Source organism: Nostoc sp. 'Peltigera membranacea cyanobiont' 210A (assembly GCF_002246015.1).
GTDB lineage: Bacteria > Cyanobacteriota > Cyanobacteriia > Cyanobacteriales > Nostocaceae > Nostoc.
Genome location: NZ_NOLJ01000004.1, coordinates 562168 through 578446 on the forward strand (window position 1 = coordinate 562168; position 16279 = coordinate 578446).

Sequence of the window (16279 nt, forward strand, 5' to 3'; positions counted from 1 at the left end):
GACTAGAAATTGCTAATAGCTAATTCGCCTTACTCAGTGCTGAGTGAGTCAAATACTACTCAGCACGGGCTAAACGCCCCGCTAACAGCACTTTTAACTCAGCACTCTTCACTTGCGTGTCAGCCTTGCGATTTGGTCGTCGTAACTACTATTTGCCCAACGCACATAGATAAAAATTAATACCCATGCTGAGACAATTACCAGCGCCCCTAGTAAAATTCCCAGGCTCAGACCAGGAACTACTAATGACCCCAGCAGGGGCTTATTGAACGCGATTAATAGGATAAAGCCGAAGTAAATAAACATCATGGCTCCAGTCAGAATCAAGGATACCCGCCAACGTTCAGCGGCGAGAGCCTGGAGAGCCTTTGTGCGATCGTTCATGTCTTCCTTTAGGTTGAGAAGATTAGGTCAGATTGTCTCATTGAAGCTGATTTCTGCGTAATTTTCTTAAAGATTATTAGTAAATCTATTGCTACATCAGGTAATAAAATTAACTTTGCAAAGTGATATACCCAAATAACAAGACAATAGCGACTCTGTTTTGAGTCAGAGAAACATAAAACTATAGATGCAGTTAGACACAAATAAACCTCATCTATCTGTGATTTGTGATTCTGCACATATTAAGTGCTTTATTATACATTTAAATTAAGTCGGTAGCTAATAAATTAAGTTTTTAGATACTAAAAAATAAAATAAATACGTAGTTATTACGAGGTTTTAAAATCCTTAAAGTGTTATGAACTACTTTTTTTAAGCTATAAAATCAACTGAGATTAATAAAAGTAGTAAATTTTAATTTATAAAATATACCAAAAATTACAGTAGCAGCTTAAGTAGTTAGTTTAGCAAAATTTATACCATTGTTTTATCATTACACAGATAGGGCATTACCAAAATTTAGTGGTTCTTCAGTACTTACTATGCTAAATTATTAGCTGCGAAGGTTAAAAAGTATAAAGAATTGCATAAAATATTTAGTAAAACTTTTGACATAATTGACTTAGGACGCAGATTCATTATTAACTGTAAGTACTAGAAAAGTATTTTTTGTCTATTTACAGTTATGAACAGGAAACAAAATATTAAAATACTAACAGAGCTTCTAGATTTAAAAGATGTGAAAGTTATATCACATCGCCTTCATGTCGGGATAGGAATGATTTTACAAATAGAATCAATAAAATCATACAGTACTTGTCCTCGCTGTGGTACAAAAAGCCATAGATTACATCAAAATCATCGATACATTGTTAAAGATTTACCTTTCGGTGAGAAACCAGTATTTTTAGAAATAAATAGAAGACAATTCAAATGCGAAGAATGTAAAAAACCCTTTAGTGAGAATTTAGATTTCGTGAGCCAGAAAAGAACTTATACAAAACGGCTGGCACACAAGATAATACAAGAGGTAGTAGAAAACGATATCCACAGTGTAGCTGATCAAGGGATAGTGACAACAGAAGAAATAGAAAGAATGTTAAAAGACGCTTCGCTTGAATTATCTGATGACAAACCTTCTCTGATAAAAAGACTTGGAATCGATGAGATAGCTCTGGTTAAGGGCAAGGGTAATTACTGCGCCGTACTAATAGATTTAGATACATCTAAGCTAGTAACTATTTTAAATGGGCGCACGCAAGAAGTAGTGAAGGAAACCCTTTTAGAATGGGGATATGAGGTCTTAGAACAAATTGAGGAAGTGAGTATAGATTTGTGGGTTGGTTATAAAAACGTTGTCACAGAATTAATGCCCAATGCTCAAGTAGTAGCAGATAGATTTCATGTAATGACACAGATTAATAAAGAATTAGATACACAGAGAAAACGAGAGAAACGGAGTCTAGAAGAATTAATTAAAAAAGCGCAATTATCAGCACAAAAAGCTGAATATGAAAAACTTTTATCGGGATTAAAAAATAGTAAGTACGTTTTACTTAAAAATGAGTCAGACTTAAATGAAGAGCAAATAAATAAACTTTCTGAAGTCAAGAATGTATCTCCTGTCTTAAAAGAAATGCATGAATTAAAAGAAAAATTTAGAAAGATTTTTAATAAGACAGATAATTGGTATCCGGGAGTTTTTAAACTCGGTATGTGGTTATCGAAAGCTAAAAAATATTTTCCCAAGAGTAACAATACTATTATCCGTTGGTTTGATGAGATAATTGCTTACTTTGATAATGGGACAAGTAGTGGTGCTGTGGAAGGTATTAATAACAAGATCAAGTTGATTAAACGTTCCGGTTATGGATTTAGAAACTTTGACAATTTCCGAGTTAGATGCTTATTGAATTGGCATTTTAACTATTAGTTAAGCATACTATGTACTGAAGAACCAACAGAAATAAGTTTGCTATAATATTCCGTTTTGGCATAAATGCTGATAATACTATCACCAACTGCAAAGAAAGTACCTTCTTGCTCATCTTTAGAAAATTGCAAATTTGGGTATTTAGCAGCAGCTTCATCAGCAGTCATGGCTTTGACTTCCATTTGATCTGGCAATAGTCCAGTAGAACCAATGTAAAATACTAAGGGAGATATTTTATCTTGATAGATATTTTCTGCATATTGTTCTAACTTTTTATTTGCCACTGTTAAAGCTGCAACCATTTCCTCTTTGTCTATCTGCTTACCAGTTTGTTTATCCTGCAATAACTGCGCCAAACTATCAGCACCAACTTTCTGAAGAATACCTCCAACAATACCATTTTGCTCAAGCCCAAGAAAATCATCAAAAATTGGTTTCATCAATTCGTCAACTTTTGTAATTTTGGTACGTGATGACAGCAATCTGTGCCTAACAGCGACATTCTGATTAAATGTCATCTCGAAACTTGGCTTAATGATAATTTCTCCAGTTTCTTCGTCATAAAGACGATACATTCTATTGAGAAACTTGTTAGCAGAAGGTAACTTACTCAGGTTTAGAATATCTTGACTGCCGATATCGATTTTATAACTCAATTTTGATTCAATAGTACCATTAGCTAAAGCTTCGCTGATGTCAGTGTATTCGTTGGTTGTAGGAAAGTTGATGTAAGTATTCTTAGACAGATAGTGCTTTTTAAACTCATCTAACTGTGCCTCGATAAATACATCTGATTCCTTTTTCAAGTGAGCGCAAATAATACTAGTCAGTACTTTAATTTCTGCCAGTTCATTGAATAGTCCATCAATACTGCTGTAACGACTATTAGCAGCTACAAGTGGCAAGTTATCTAACTGAATCGTATATTCTGATCGGAAGTCAAATTCTTCTGCGTCCAGTATGCCTTTTTGTTTGAGTAAATCAAAGGCTTTTTTATTGCTAATTTTGACTTGTAATGATTTTACGTTTATTTTGCCGTCACTTACAATCGTGTAATTATTAAAAGTGTTGAGGTCATTTACTAACAAGCCTGCTACTTCAATAGTAGGAGTTTGGTCTTCAAACTTGGCAAGTTTAACTCTACGCTTGACAAGCATATTGATAGTAGCAGCGTTGCGGCTAAACTGAAACTCGCCCATGTCAACGTACTCAGCATTATCTATATATTCTGTTGTTAACCAAGGTTGTAACAGTTCTCCATTTTCGTTTCTAACACCTCTAATACGCTTAACACCTGTTCTTTGATAATGTTCTTGTAAGTGCTTAATATTGATGATAATGTTATTGCAGTATTGTCCAAAAATTTGGATTAATTCTACTAGAGAAAATTTATTGTCGCTCATATTGCCACCTTGCGAATAAAGGTCAATAATCTTTTATAGCAACGGTTATTGAAGTCTATTAATATTCCAAAATAAACTGTTCTTACCGTGCGAAATTTAATGGTAAGTTCGTGGACGATTGAGGGTTTAAGTTTAAACGCAGAGTATAGCGCAGAGGAGCGCAAAGTTTGTTTGAGTCTATTCGCTAGGAATTTAGGCAACGCGAAGAACAGCCTTGCCTAAGTTATAGTACAATTGTATCACACAAAGGGCAAGTTGTGTAGGCGTAGCCCCTAGTAGATATCGCTGTGCAATGAGGTGTTATAGTATAAAGCAATTCAGTCAAAATCATTGCGACTTTTTTGAGTCCACATTTAGGCTCCGGGTTTGAAATAATCGAAGAGGCGATCGCCTGAATCTGCGCGAATCAATGCTACAACTACATCTGGTAAAGTAGCTAAACTGGGGTAAACCAAGTAACGCGGTTCCCAACGGGGGCGGAACTTATCTTTGTAGGCGTGCAGTCCCTTGAAGTTGTAGAAGCGATTCAAATGCTCGTAAAGATAGTGCAATACTTTCTCCAAGCGGCGTGATTCGGGGTTGTCTCCAACTCCAGCAAGCGCAGAAAGACCGAAATTAAAGCTGTCGTAGCCACCCTCTTTAAAATGCTGGAGCAGGGAAATAAATAGAAAGTCCATTGTGCCATTTTCAAGAGATGAGCGATGTCGCATCATGTCAATAGTCGCTTCGTTAAGTTGGTACTCCCGGATAATGTTGGCAAAGGCGCTAATCTGACCTTCAGGATTATGCACCACAGCAATTTCGCACTCTCGCAGGTAAGCTTCATCAAACCAACCCAAAGAAAATTGTTTTTCTGAACCTTGTACCATTTTCAACCATTCATCACTTACAGATTTGAGTCGGTGCAATAAATCATTGGCGATGGGTGGTTGGTAAAAGTCGATTTGGTATCCTAGCTTAGTTAAACGACTGATTGATGGTCTAAAGTTTTTACCGGCTTTACCTTGTAAGGTAAAACTTTTTAAGTCAACGATCGCTTCCTCTCCAATCTTGAGCACTTTAAACCCCAATGATTTGTAAAGCTCAACATCATCGGGCATAGTTTGGTAAAAGCCAGGATACCAGTCGTTACGCTGGCAAAACTGCCAGAAAGCAATAATTGTCTCTTTGCGGTCTTCAATGGGGCCGATGGGATCTCCCAAGGCGATCGCACCCCGTCCTTTGGGAACATAAGCAATTACACTATTACCCGAAGGACTGAAATAATAACTTTTATCATTTAAAAGTGTAAGCGCAGCTAAAGAAGAACATCCATATTGCTCGACAATTTCTTTAACTCTTCGTTGCTCGTTTGTAGTTGTTAGATTGCGCCAAAATACAGGTTGCAACAGCATTACTATTGCATAAGTAATAGTACCTGCGGCAATAATATAGATAGAATTAGCAAAAAATTCTCCAAATTGACTCTTTGGTTGCAGTCCCCAATTATCCTCGGTGAAGAACATCGCCAAAGTCTGAACTATCGCTTCACGCCAATTAAAATTCTCTGAAAACTTACCATCTAACAAGTAAAATCCAATAGTTCCGTATGCCAGGGTAAATAATAAAGCGCCTATCAGCACTCTGACTCCTCGTGCAATGGAAGGACGGTCTGATTGCGCCGTGAAATAATGGCGCATCAAGATTAATTGCAGCAGCAAAACTCCAGAGAGTAGACTTTCTTCATAATCCAGTCCCTTCAGCAAGTGGCTGCAAATAGAAATTACTAGTAAAGCAATGGTTAGTAACCAGGCTATTCTTTTCCGGCGTAATAAATTAGTAGCAAGTGTTAATAAAACAAACCCAGTCAATGCTGCGAATATATGACCGCTGGCGCGAATTTCAAATGGTAAAAATTCTTTTAACCAGTGAGTCCGCCCATACAGGTTAGGTGTCACTGCTGATAATAAATTTACTACTCCGACTAAACCTGTTAGGAAAACTGCACTCCAAAGTCCAATCTTAGTTTTTAAATTATTTGTCATTGGTCATTTGTCGTTGGTCATTTGTCATTGGTCACTTGTACTGAGTTTCGACTGCGCGGAAATCGAGCGAAGTCGAGATTCAACTACCGCGTAGCCGTTGGCGCAGCCTCTGTCTGCGACACGCTGCGCGAACGTAGAGAAGTATTTGTCATTTGTTTTGGCGTTAAAACTCTTAAGTCTTAACTCCTAATTGTTTAAACTGTTCTCCGACATAGGAGAGTGAATCTTTAAGATGTTTGTGAAAGTAGTTCCAGCCTACATTAGCACCAGACAAACCATGACCTCCGGGAAATGCATAAAATACGTGAGCAATGCCTAATTTATTTAATGTTTCGTTGAAGGCTTTGGTAGAAGCTAGTAAATTAATATCGTTCAAACCAGCATCTAGGTAAACACGCAATCGCTTCCTATCTTGAACCGTTAGCTGTTGGACAATTTGTTGAGGACTATTTTGTGAACCGCTCTCATCAGTAAAGTAACCACTGTGGCTAAACAAAATCTGAAAGTTGTTGAGATAGCGTAATCCAATATTAAATGCTCCCCATCCTCCAGAAGATAGACCTCCTAGCGCCCAAAATTGGGGTTCTTTCAAAGTGCGGTAGCGCGACTTGACAACTTGTACTAATTCTGAACCAATCAAAGTTCCCACTTTGCCATTCGGTCCATCAAAGTAATCGGGGTCGTATAAAGGACTAGAACCGCGATTATCATTACCATCAGGTGTAATCACAATCGATGGCGGTAATTTTCCACTTTGATAAAGTTCATGCAACACGTCTAAGAGTGCATATTTATTAGCATAAGCACGAGCATCATCATGACCACCGTGTAGTAAGAATATCACAGGGTAGCGCTTTTGCGGATTTTTGCTATAGCTAGGGGGCAAAATCACGCCGTAGTTACGGACTGCACCCATCGCTTGGGAGTTGAAGGTTGCTAATTGAAACTTTAGCCCAGTATTTGCCTCTTTTTTGGGTGGGTCTAGTTGTGGCGCGCCTAAGATGAATACATAATAATAACCAGCAGTAGTAAGAAGTGCGATCGCTCCTACTAAGCTAATTAACAATTTATAAATCTTCATATTCTTTTACAGCTAAAAAAATCACCTCCGTTAGAACTTACTATAATTAATCTGCTGAGAAATTGCAGTAGAGTTTTTCACATTAATGTTTAAATATCAACGGTTTTGCAAAGTAGTATTATCGATCATAGGGATTTTTAATTATTTCAATTACTTTTTTTGATTAATATTTGAATTATCAGCCATATTTGCTGTTTCAGAAGCTCGAAATTGTTCGCCGACAAATGTCAATGAATTTGCTAAATGTTTCCGCCAGTATTGCCAAGTATGACTGCCAGGAAACTCACGAAATGAATTATAAATTTTCAGTTGATTTAGTGCTTTGCTAAATCGCTCTGCTTCCCTGATTTCATCAATATCTGATGTACCCGAATCTAGATAAATTTTCAACCTTTTTTGAGCTTGTCTGGGAATGGTTTTAATATAAAATATTGGGCTATTCGCTGGGCCACTTTTATCATTAAAATAACCACTATGACTAAATAAAATCGAGAAACGATCCAAATTGTGTAATCCCACATTCATTGCTCCCCAACCACCAGAAGATAAACCACCTATCGCCCAAAAATCTGGATTAGTTAGTGTACGATAACGGCTTTGCACAACTTTTACTAACTCATCGCCTACGGCTGTAGAGACTTTACCATTAGGGCCATCGATATATTCGGGATCTCGGTAGGGACTAGAGCCGCGTTTGTCGTTGCCATCTGGTGTAATTATGATGCTGGGTGGCAACTTACCTGTAGTATAAAGTTGTTCTACAGTCTTGAGAGCTTGTCCCTTATTCTGAATAAACCAATCACTGGGATTACCATGTCCACCGTGGAGGAGAAAGATTACAGGATACCTTTGTTTTGGGTTTTGCTCATATCCAGGAGGTAAAGAAACGCCATAAGTGCGACTTGCACCCATTGCTTGACTATCGTAAGTTTCAATTTTATAGGTTAGGAGAGTCGCTGAGTTGTTAGTATTGCGCTGGGTTGGAAGAATGGAAGGCTTTGTTTGTAAATCCTGCTGTTGCGGTGGTTTTGCGACGACACCTTGGGAGAAATTACAGCCAACTAGGGCTAATACTGAAAATAGCAAGAGAATTTTAGATTGTTTGTAGTTCATCTTTGAAAGGCATTTGGCATGGGGTAGTTAGTCGTTGCTTGCCTTCAAAAGTTTATGCAAATGATATGTCAACGCTGTGTCAACAAGATGGAAACTTTACGACTGGTTGTAAATTAAAAGTCAAGACTTAGGATGAGTTTCTTGATGATGCTTAAAAAGCTGCGACTCAATTTCAGTTCTTTGTTTGGCTTGTTGCTGCTGCTGCTTTCCCTGTGGGCGATCGCAAACGAATTACGTCAGTATAATTATCGTGATATCCTCAACTCTCTAGCTGTTATTCCCAAAAGCCGCGTAAGTTGGGCAATTTGGCTGACAGCTTTGGGCTATTTAGTGATGATTGGGTACGATATCTTAGGTTTTAACTACATTAATCGCTCTTTAAGTTGGAATAAGATAGCTTTCACTAACTTTATTAGCTCTGCATTTAGTAATACCATCGGTTTTGCCTTGCTGACTGGCAGTGCTATCCGTTATCGATTTTACTCAACTTGGGGAGTGTCAGCAGTTGCGATCGCTCAAGTCATTGCTTTCGCCAATTTTACCTTTTGGTTGGGGATGTTTGCCGTTGCAGGTTTCTTGTTCCTCATCAATCCCTTGAAGATTCCTACTCAATTACATTTACCTTTTGCTACTGTGCGTCCCATCGGCGTAATTTTTCTACTATTAGTTGCGGTTTATTTACTAGGAAGTATTTTTATTAAACAACCATTAATAATTCGTGGAAATGAATTCCGATTTCCTTCTTTGAAAATCTCCCTGGCTCAAATAGCAATTTCTAGTTTTGACTGGATTCTTGCGGCAGCAGTTCTTTATGTTTTACTTCCTAGCAATATATCTTTGTCATATCTAGACTTTTTAGGAATTTATTTACTAGCGATGTTTGCAGGTGTGGTTAGTAATGTACCCGGTGGTTTGGGAGTATTTGAAACTATAATTTTGCTGATTCTCTCCTCAAAAGTTTCGGCGGCGGCAGTTTTGGGTTCAATGTTAGCTTATCGGGGAGTCTATTATTTCTTACCTTTGCTAGTAGCCGCAGGTTTGCTGGGAATATATGAAATTAGATTTAAACGGGGAATTTAAAATAATGAATAATCTTAAAAGGGCAGTTAGAGGATCTTTGAAAAGTCGCAAAGTATGTATACTAAAAACCCCTCTCCAAACCTCTCCCCGAAGCGGAGAGAGGCTTTGAAACCCCCATTCCCTTAGGGAAGGGGGGCTAGGGGGGTTAGGTTTCCGAGGCTTTGATGTTACCAAAAATACTTTTCAAACATCCTCTTAGAAACAGCCAGCATCACTGACAGCAACTGCGTCAGCAAACAGCCCATCGGAGACATCGCTCATCTAAAACCTATTAAACTCAAGTCTGTAAGTCTGAGATATTGCATCTGTTGCATTACCCGCCACAGGTTAAAAACCTATGGCTAATAGCTAAAGTCTTCTAAAGAAGACTGAGAAGTTTTAGTCCACTAAAGTGGAGTTGGGCTATTAGCCTTGTAATTGATTGCAAGGCGTGATATGGGGGTTAATTGCTAAATGTGTGTTATATATTTGCGAAATAGACATAACTGCATTTGTATTTTCCTGTGCGATGTCGTATTTCATTACTAATTTACTAAATTTATGGAACCTATAACACTGACGGCGGCTGGAATTGCAACTCTTATTTTCTCAGAAGCCCTCAAAGAAAGTGGGAAAGCTTTAGGAAAAGGTATTTCAGAAAAAGTTGCTCAACTCTTGAGTGCTATTCGTGAAAAGTTCCAAACTGCGGGAACTGAAGGACTACTGACACGAGCGCAAGAAAATCCTATAGAAAAGAATACCGCAAAGTTCCAAGATGAATTGGAAACACAAATGCAGGAAGATGAAGCCTTTGCCAATCGGTTACAAGAATTAATGACGCAACTTAAATCAAACGAAACGATTAATCAAATTGTTCTCAAGGGAGTTGAGGTAAAAGGTAAGGCTAAAGTCGGCGATATAAATTTAGGAGCAACAAGAGACGGTTCAGTGAATCAAGAAGCGGTGGTTGATGCTAAATTTGGCGACGATCTTGACCTTGGTAATGTGAATATGAAAGCCTAAAATCATGAGCGAAAATCGCAGCCCAGAAGAAATTCTCCAGAGCATTCTTCAGAATGTACAAGTAGGCGGCAATCTGACTACAGGCAATATTACCCAAACAATAATCGACAATTTGCTGGTCTTTATTTATCAGCACGAATCTTTTAAGCCTAAAGAAATTCCTCAAAATATTCCTCGTGGTAGCATAGTCAAGTTTGTCGGACGTGCTGAGACTTTAGTACATCTGCACGAAAGACTACAACACAGTTCTCAAGTGGTAGTTGCTGCTATTGAGGGTATGGGAGGAGTCGGGAAAACAGAGTTAGCAATTGAGTATGCACTGATTCACCTGCTACTCAACACTTACCCAGGTGGTATCTGTTGGTTACGCGCTAGAGATGAAGATATTGGGCTTCAGATATTGGAGTTTGCCATAGCCAAGTTAGGACTAAAACTACCAGAAGATTTGGATTTCCTAAAGAAAGTTGATTTCTGTTGGTCACACTGGCACGATGGGGATGTGTTGGTAGTGCTGGATGATGTCAACGATTTCCCCAAAGTAGAGCAATATTTACCACCACAATCACCCCGCTTTAAGCTGCTAATTACCACCAGGTTACAGTTAGATTTTCCCCAGTCATTTACTCTAGATGTTTTAAGTGAGTCCGCAGCACTGGAACTTTTACAAGAGTGGGTGGGAGCAGAAAAAGTCGCACATGAATTAGAAGATGCCAAAGAAATCTGTCAGCGTTTAGGTTGTTTGCCTTTGGCGCTGAATTTGGTGGGGAGGTATGTGAAAAAGCGGAGAATCTCTCTGGCGGAAATGGTGCAACGGTTGGACGCAAAAGGGAAGGCGTTAAGTCATAAAGCTTTAGCGCTGGATGAAAAAGACCGTACTTGGACGCTAAATGTTAAGCGGGGTGTGATTGCAGCTTTTGAGTTAAGTTGGGAAGAATTAAGTAATGATGCCAAGGAGTTAGGTGTTTTATTGAGTTTATTTGCTTTAGCTCCTATTCCCTGGAGACTGGTAGAAAGTGTAGAAACGACGAAAGATGCTGAACAGTTGGAAGATAGCAGAGTTGAGTTAGAGAGTTTGCATCTGCTTCAAGGTGAGGACAGCTACCAACTACATCAACTCATTCGGGAATTTTTTCAACTCAAGCAAGCTGAGTTCAGTCAAGTGGAAGAATTAAAGCGATCGCTTTGTCGGATAATGGTAGAAATTGCCGACGAGATTCCTGAAACTCCCACCCTTAACCAAATTACCGATGCTACACCTGCAATACCTCATATAGCTGAAGTAGCGAACAATCTTATTCAATACGTCAGCGATGATGATTTAACTTTGCCTTTTATTGGTAATGCCTGGTTTTACGGTGGTCAGGGTTTGTATGATCAGGCTTTACCTTGGTGTAAAAAGTGCAGAGAAATAACTAAACAACGCTTGGGTGAGGAACATCTTTATTTTGCTACTAGCCTCAACAATCTGGCAGCAATCTACCGTTGTCAAGGAAAATACAGCAAAGCCGAACCTCTGTACCAGCAAGCTTTGGAAATAAGGCGACACTTGCTAGGAGACGAACATTCAGGTGTTGCACTTAGCCTCAACAATCTGGCTAATATCTACAATTCCCAAGGAAGATATAGCGAAGCTGAACCCCTATATCAACAAGCTTTGGTACTAACGCGGCGCTTGTTGGGAGAAGAACATCCTGATGTTGCACTTAGCCTCAACAATCTAGCTATTCTTTATACCTTCCAAGGAAAATACAGTGAAGCTGAACCCCTATATCAACAAGCTTTGTTACTAATGCGACGCTTGCTGGGAGAAGAACATCCAGATATTGCACAAAACCTCAATAATCTGGCTAATCTCTACCACTTGCAAGGAAGATATAACAAAGCAGAATCCCTTTACCTGCAAGTTTTGGCACTCAGGCAACGCCTGCTGGGAGAGGAACATCTAGATGTTGCACTTAGCCTTAACAACCTAGCAGCACTCTATAAATTCCAAGGAAGATATAACGAAGCCGAACCCTTGTACCAGAAAGCTTTGGAAATAAGGCGACGCTTGCTAGGAGAGGAACATCCCGATACTGCACAAAGCCTCAATAACCTAGCAGCACTCTACCGTTCCCAAGCAAGATATAACGAAGCCGAACACTTGTACCAGAAAGCTTTGGCAATAAGGCGATGCTTGCTGGGTGAGGAACATCGTGATGTTGCACAAAGCCTCAACAATCTAGCAGTACTTTACTATTCCCAAGGAAGATACAGCGAAGCTGAACCCCTGTACCTGCAAGCTTTAGAACTAAGGCGATGCTTGCTAGGTGAAGAACATCCTGATGTTGCACAAACCCTTAACAATCTGGCGGGACTCTATGATTCCCAAGGAAAATACAGCGAAGCCGAACCCTTGTACCAAAAAGCTTTGGAACTAAGGCGACACTTGCTGGGTGAAAAACATCCTGATGTTGCACAAACCCTTAACAATCTAGCAGTACTTTACTATTCCCAAGGAAGATATAGCGAAGCCGAACCCCTATTCATGCAAGCTTTGGAACTAAGGCGACACTTGCTGGGTGAAGAACATCCTGATGTTGCTACTAGCTTTTACAATCTGGCGGAACTCTACAACTCTCAAGGAAAATACAGCGAAGCTGAACCCCTCTACTTGCAAGCTTTAGAACTAAAGCGACGCTTGTTTGGAGAGGAACATCCTGATGTTGCACAAACCCTCAACAATCTGGCTGGACTCTATGAATCCCAAGGAAGATACAGCGAAGCCGAACCCCTTTTCATTCAAGCATTAGATATTTTGGAGCGACGGTTAGGCGCAAATCATCCTAATACTGTTACTGTGCGTGAAAATTTAGCATATCTACGCGATCGCCTCTCCCAAAATCCAGAATAAGCTAGTTTTGTGCAAAGCGTACCGTAATAAAACTGAAAAGTGCGTTAGCGTTCGCGAAGCGTCTCATAGAGAAGCTCACCGTTCGCGTAGCGTTCCGAAGGAAAGGTATCGCCTAGACTAAAATTCATATTGAACTAAGTAAAAATGCCATTCGACTTACTCAAAATGAGCTTTTACTTATTCAAAAGGAGCTTTTACTTTCTCAAACCCCAGTTTGCTTTCTCGTTTTGGTGTTTTCCGCAAGCAAAATAAGCTTTTACTTACTCAAACCCCAGTTTGCTTTCTCATTTTGGTGTTTTCCGCAAGCAAAATGAGCTTTGACTTTCTCAAAATAAGCTTTTGTTTTCTCAAACCCCAGTTTGCTTACTCATTTTGGTGTTTTCCGCAAGCAAAAGCAGCTTTTACTTACTCAAACCCCAGTTTGCTTACTTATTTGAGTAATTCACGCATTCATTTTGGTATATCATTGAGCCGAAAGCTGGCGATGCTCTAGAAAAGAAGTGTAAATTTACGAGCGATGTCTCCGACGGGCTACGCCTACGCGTGGATTGCACTGCTAGAGGCGATGTCTACGACGGGCTACGCCTACGCTTTTCTTGAGAGAAAGTTGTAAAAAAGCTATATGACCAGGGTTTATCTAGATACCAGTATTTATAATCGTCCGTTTGACGACCAAACACAGCCAAAAATATTTCTAGAAACACAAGCTATCATCTTAATTTTACAAATGGTGGAGGCAAGATTAATAGAATTAGTTAGTTCTTCAGTTCTAGAATATGAAAATAGCCGTAACCCTTTTATTATAAATCAGCAATCGATGCAGCGATATTTACAAATAGCTGTCTTGAGAGTATTAGTAGATGAAAATATTAGAGTGAGAGGAGAACAACTAGAACAACAAGGAATTAAACCTATCGATGCACTTCATGTAGCTTGTGCAGAGGCTTCCCAAAGTAATTATTTTGTTACTTGCGATCGGAGATTAATCAACCGATGCCAAGATTTATCGCTTTTGGTGATCAACCCAACTAATTTTATTTTTGAGGTAGACAATGGAAATTAAAGTTATTAACGAACAAGAAAATTTACAAGAAGTTATGCAGGTTTTGCTCACTCATTTAGAACCATCGAAGGTAATGAAGTTTTGGGCAGCTTGTAAACTAAGTCAAGGTGACTATTTGCAAGTTAAAGAAAAACTATTTGCTAAAGAAACGGTTGCCAGCTTATATGCCAAAATCAAAGAATATCAAGATGATGAAAGTAAGTAACCGCTAGAATAAAGCCTATATTCATAAATTAAAGTTTCAACTTATGATAATAGCCTCGCCCCAACAAAACTATCTTACTGCTGAAGAATACCTCCAAATGGAGGAACAGAGCGATATCAAGCATGAATATATAGACGGCTATATTTATGCAATGGCTGAGGTGCTTGATGCACACGTAACCATAGCTGGAAACCTTGCTACGTTCCTCCGTAATCATGTGCGCGGCTCTGGTTGTCGTGTTTACATGGCTGACATGAAAGCCCGAATCGAATCTCTGAATCGCTTTTATTATCCTGATGTGATGGTTACTTGCGATCAACGAGATCGAGAAACCCCAGGTTATAAAAGATTTCCCTGTTTAATTATCGAAGTTTTATCTAATTCTACCGAAGCCTTTGACCGAGGCGACAAATTCGCCGATTATCAAACACTCGAAAGTCTGCAAGAATATGTTTTAATTAATACAAAACGTCAGCGAGTTGAGTGTTTTCGCCGCAATGAGCAAGGGTTATGGGTTTTACAATCCTACACAGCAGAGCATCAATCATTTCGACTCAACAGCGTGGATTTTGAGGAAACGATGGCAGCACTTTACGAAGATGTAGTTTTTGAATAATTATGATCTCATTTTTGCTTAATTACTTAATTAAATCCGAAGAACCCCACCCCGCCAAAGCTGTGCTTTGTCTCCCCTCCCCGCAAGCGGGGAGGCAGGGTGGATTAATTGTGGAGAGAGAAAAAGTTTTCTGACTCGACCGTTGGACTCATAGGTATTCTGGAAGAGAAGTCAAAGTGCTCAAATAGCGCATCAAAAATCATTTGAAGTTGGTTAGCCATCAGCCTTAACGCTTCAGGAAGAGTCCGACAATGTAACTGACGAGCGAGGGAAACTAAAAACTGTCTGACCATCGCCCAATTAGCTGGTGAAAAACCGCCAGTATGAATACAGTTATCTTCATTTAAAGTTACATCCTTGACCCAATGAAGTTGATTTTCGATTGACCAATGGCCACGAATAAGGAGAGCGAATTTTGAGGCTGAACAATTTAAGCTACTCAAATAAAAGTGTCGTTCATGATAATCAACAATCTGACGACGACTTTTCTTTCCTTGAGGTCGAGTTCCATGTCTGTTAACCTCAACTAAACTTTTAGCGGCAACCCAATCAGGTAATGACTCAGATGGAATTGGATAGACTTTGACTTGACGAGTGGTCTTTCGTCCATGCAAATTTTCATAATGGTGATTGGTATCGATAGCGATTGAGGATTCAGCTAGCTCAGTAGCTACTTTCAGCAGATTTGGCTGGTTTCCTTTAATAGTAATAATGTAGTCATTTTCTCCCTCAATAATTAACTCAACAGTTTTTTTTGGCAATGTAGCGCATCTGCTGTAATCACGACATGATACCCAGAAAGTGTTTTAATTAGCTCTTCTACCACACTAATCTCACTATGAGCGTGATTCTCCATAGCTTGATGTCTGACTACCCATCCTTGCTGATGACTATAAACTGAAACGATACTCACAAAGTTTTGATAAGATTTATTTCCCCCTGTGACAGTACTTTTAATACATTTACCATCGATGGCAAATAATTCTTTGTGATTAATTGGCAAACTATTTTCTGCCCAGACGTTAAACAGTTCAGCTAATATCTGAAAATCAATAGACATCATGATATTTCTAAATGTTGATGCTGACGGAAATTGAATATCTGGAGATAAATCTAATAATTTGATTAGGGATAATCGATGATTTTTAGTGAACTCAGCTAAAGGTTTATATCCCCAATATCCTGTGCAACTACCTAACAAAACTATAGTTAGTATTATCCAAAGTCTATGTCTAATCCCTCTGGCATGTCGATAATCGGGAACCCCTTGAATTGCTTCGATTAAATTCATTCCCAACTTTCCTCTGGTTTTGGTCTTTTTCTCAAGGAATCATTCTTCCATGTTATATTTTCTCTCTCGACAATTAATCCACCCTGCTCCCCGCNAAGCGGGGAGGGGATTAAGGGGTGGGGTGCAATGACTGTGAGAATCATAACTAATTACCCAGATTTGATTATGATAGGGTATTCGACGCAATATTT

12 protein-coding genes and 1 pseudogene are annotated in these 16279 nt (G+C 39.1%); 7 read left to right on the plus strand and 6 right to left on the minus strand.

Features of this window, described 5'->3' with window-relative positions:
* Positions 1 to 108: 108 nt before the first annotated feature.
* Positions 109 to 384, minus strand: a complete 276-nt coding sequence (locus CDG76_RS15355) for a DUF485 domain-containing protein (protein ID WP_094349845.1) — start codon at positions 382 to 384, stop codon at positions 109 to 111.
* A 685-nt stretch (positions 385 to 1069) separates the two neighbouring features.
* Between CDG76_RS15355 and CDG76_RS15360 the strand changes: the two genes are divergently transcribed.
* A complete protein-coding gene (locus CDG76_RS15360; protein WP_442946355.1) occupies positions 1070 to 2317 on the plus strand; it encodes an ISL3 family transposase in 1248 nt (415 codons plus the stop codon).
* Here CDG76_RS15360 and CDG76_RS15365 read toward each other — a convergent pair.
* The 4 genes from CDG76_RS15365 to CDG76_RS15380 form a co-directional block, all read right to left on the minus strand.
* On the minus strand, positions 2314 to 3720 hold the full coding sequence (locus tag CDG76_RS15365) for a hypothetical protein (protein ID WP_223265246.1): 1407 nt from the start codon (positions 3718 to 3720) through the stop codon (positions 2314 to 2316). The two genes, CDG76_RS15360 and CDG76_RS15365, sit on opposite strands and share 4 nt — an antisense overlap.
* A gap of 353 nt (positions 3721 to 4073) precedes the next feature.
* Positions 4074 to 5744 (minus strand): phosphatidylglycerol lysyltransferase domain-containing protein, encoded by a 1671-nt coding sequence (locus CDG76_RS15370; RefSeq protein ID WP_094349847.1) that lies wholly within the window; start codon positions 5742 to 5744, stop codon positions 4074 to 4076.
* A gap of 172 nt (positions 5745 to 5916) precedes the next feature.
* Positions 5917 to 6825, minus strand: coding sequence for an alpha/beta hydrolase (locus CDG76_RS15375; RefSeq protein ID WP_094349848.1), 909 nt, complete (start codon positions 6823 to 6825; stop codon positions 5917 to 5919).
* A gap of 150 nt (positions 6826 to 6975) precedes the next feature.
* On the minus strand, positions 6976 to 7938 hold the full coding sequence (locus CDG76_RS15380; RefSeq protein WP_094349849.1) for an alpha/beta hydrolase: 963 nt from the start codon (positions 7936 to 7938) through the stop codon (positions 6976 to 6978).
* A gap of 147 nt (positions 7939 to 8085) precedes the next feature.
* Here CDG76_RS15380 and CDG76_RS15385 point away from each other — a divergent pair, with 147 nt between their 5' ends.
* The 6 genes from CDG76_RS15385 (at position 8086) to CDG76_RS15415 (ending at position 14797) form a co-directional block, all read left to right on the plus strand.
* Positions 8086 to 9018 carry a lysylphosphatidylglycerol synthase domain-containing protein gene (locus CDG76_RS15385; RefSeq protein WP_094350015.1) on the plus strand — a complete coding sequence of 311 codons (933 nt, stop codon included), beginning with the start codon at positions 8086 to 8088 and terminating at the stop codon, positions 9016 to 9018.
* A 540-nt stretch (positions 9019 to 9558) separates the two neighbouring features.
* On the plus strand, positions 9559 to 10020 hold the full coding sequence (locus CDG76_RS15390) for a hypothetical protein (protein ID WP_094349850.1): 462 nt from the start codon (positions 9559 to 9561) through the stop codon (positions 10018 to 10020).
* Positions 10021 to 10024: 4 nt separating this feature from the next.
* Positions 10025 to 12913: a tetratricopeptide repeat protein gene (locus CDG76_RS15395; protein WP_094349851.1), complete on the plus strand. Its 2889-nt coding sequence runs from the start codon at positions 10025 to 10027 to the stop codon at positions 12911 to 12913.
* A gap of 622 nt (positions 12914 to 13535) precedes the next feature.
* Positions 13536 to 13976, plus strand: a complete 441-nt coding sequence (locus tag CDG76_RS15405; RefSeq protein ID WP_094349853.1) for a PIN domain-containing protein — start codon at positions 13536 to 13538, stop codon at positions 13974 to 13976.
* A complete protein-coding gene (locus CDG76_RS15410) occupies positions 13966 to 14181 on the plus strand; it encodes a hypothetical protein (protein ID WP_094349854.1) in 216 nt (71 codons plus the stop codon). Before CDG76_RS15405 ends, CDG76_RS15410 begins: the two co-directional genes overlap by 11 nt.
* 46 nt (positions 14182 to 14227) lie before the next feature.
* Entirely contained in the window at positions 14228 to 14797 is a 570-nt protein-coding gene (locus tag CDG76_RS15415; protein WP_094350016.1) for a Uma2 family endonuclease, read from the plus strand.
* A 104-nt stretch (positions 14798 to 14901) separates the two neighbouring features.
* Here the strand turns inward: CDG76_RS15415 and CDG76_RS39615 are convergent.
* Positions 14902 to 16088 (minus strand): annotated as a pseudogene (locus CDG76_RS39615) (ISAs1 family transposase).
* Positions 16089 to 16279: the final 191 nt, after the last annotated feature.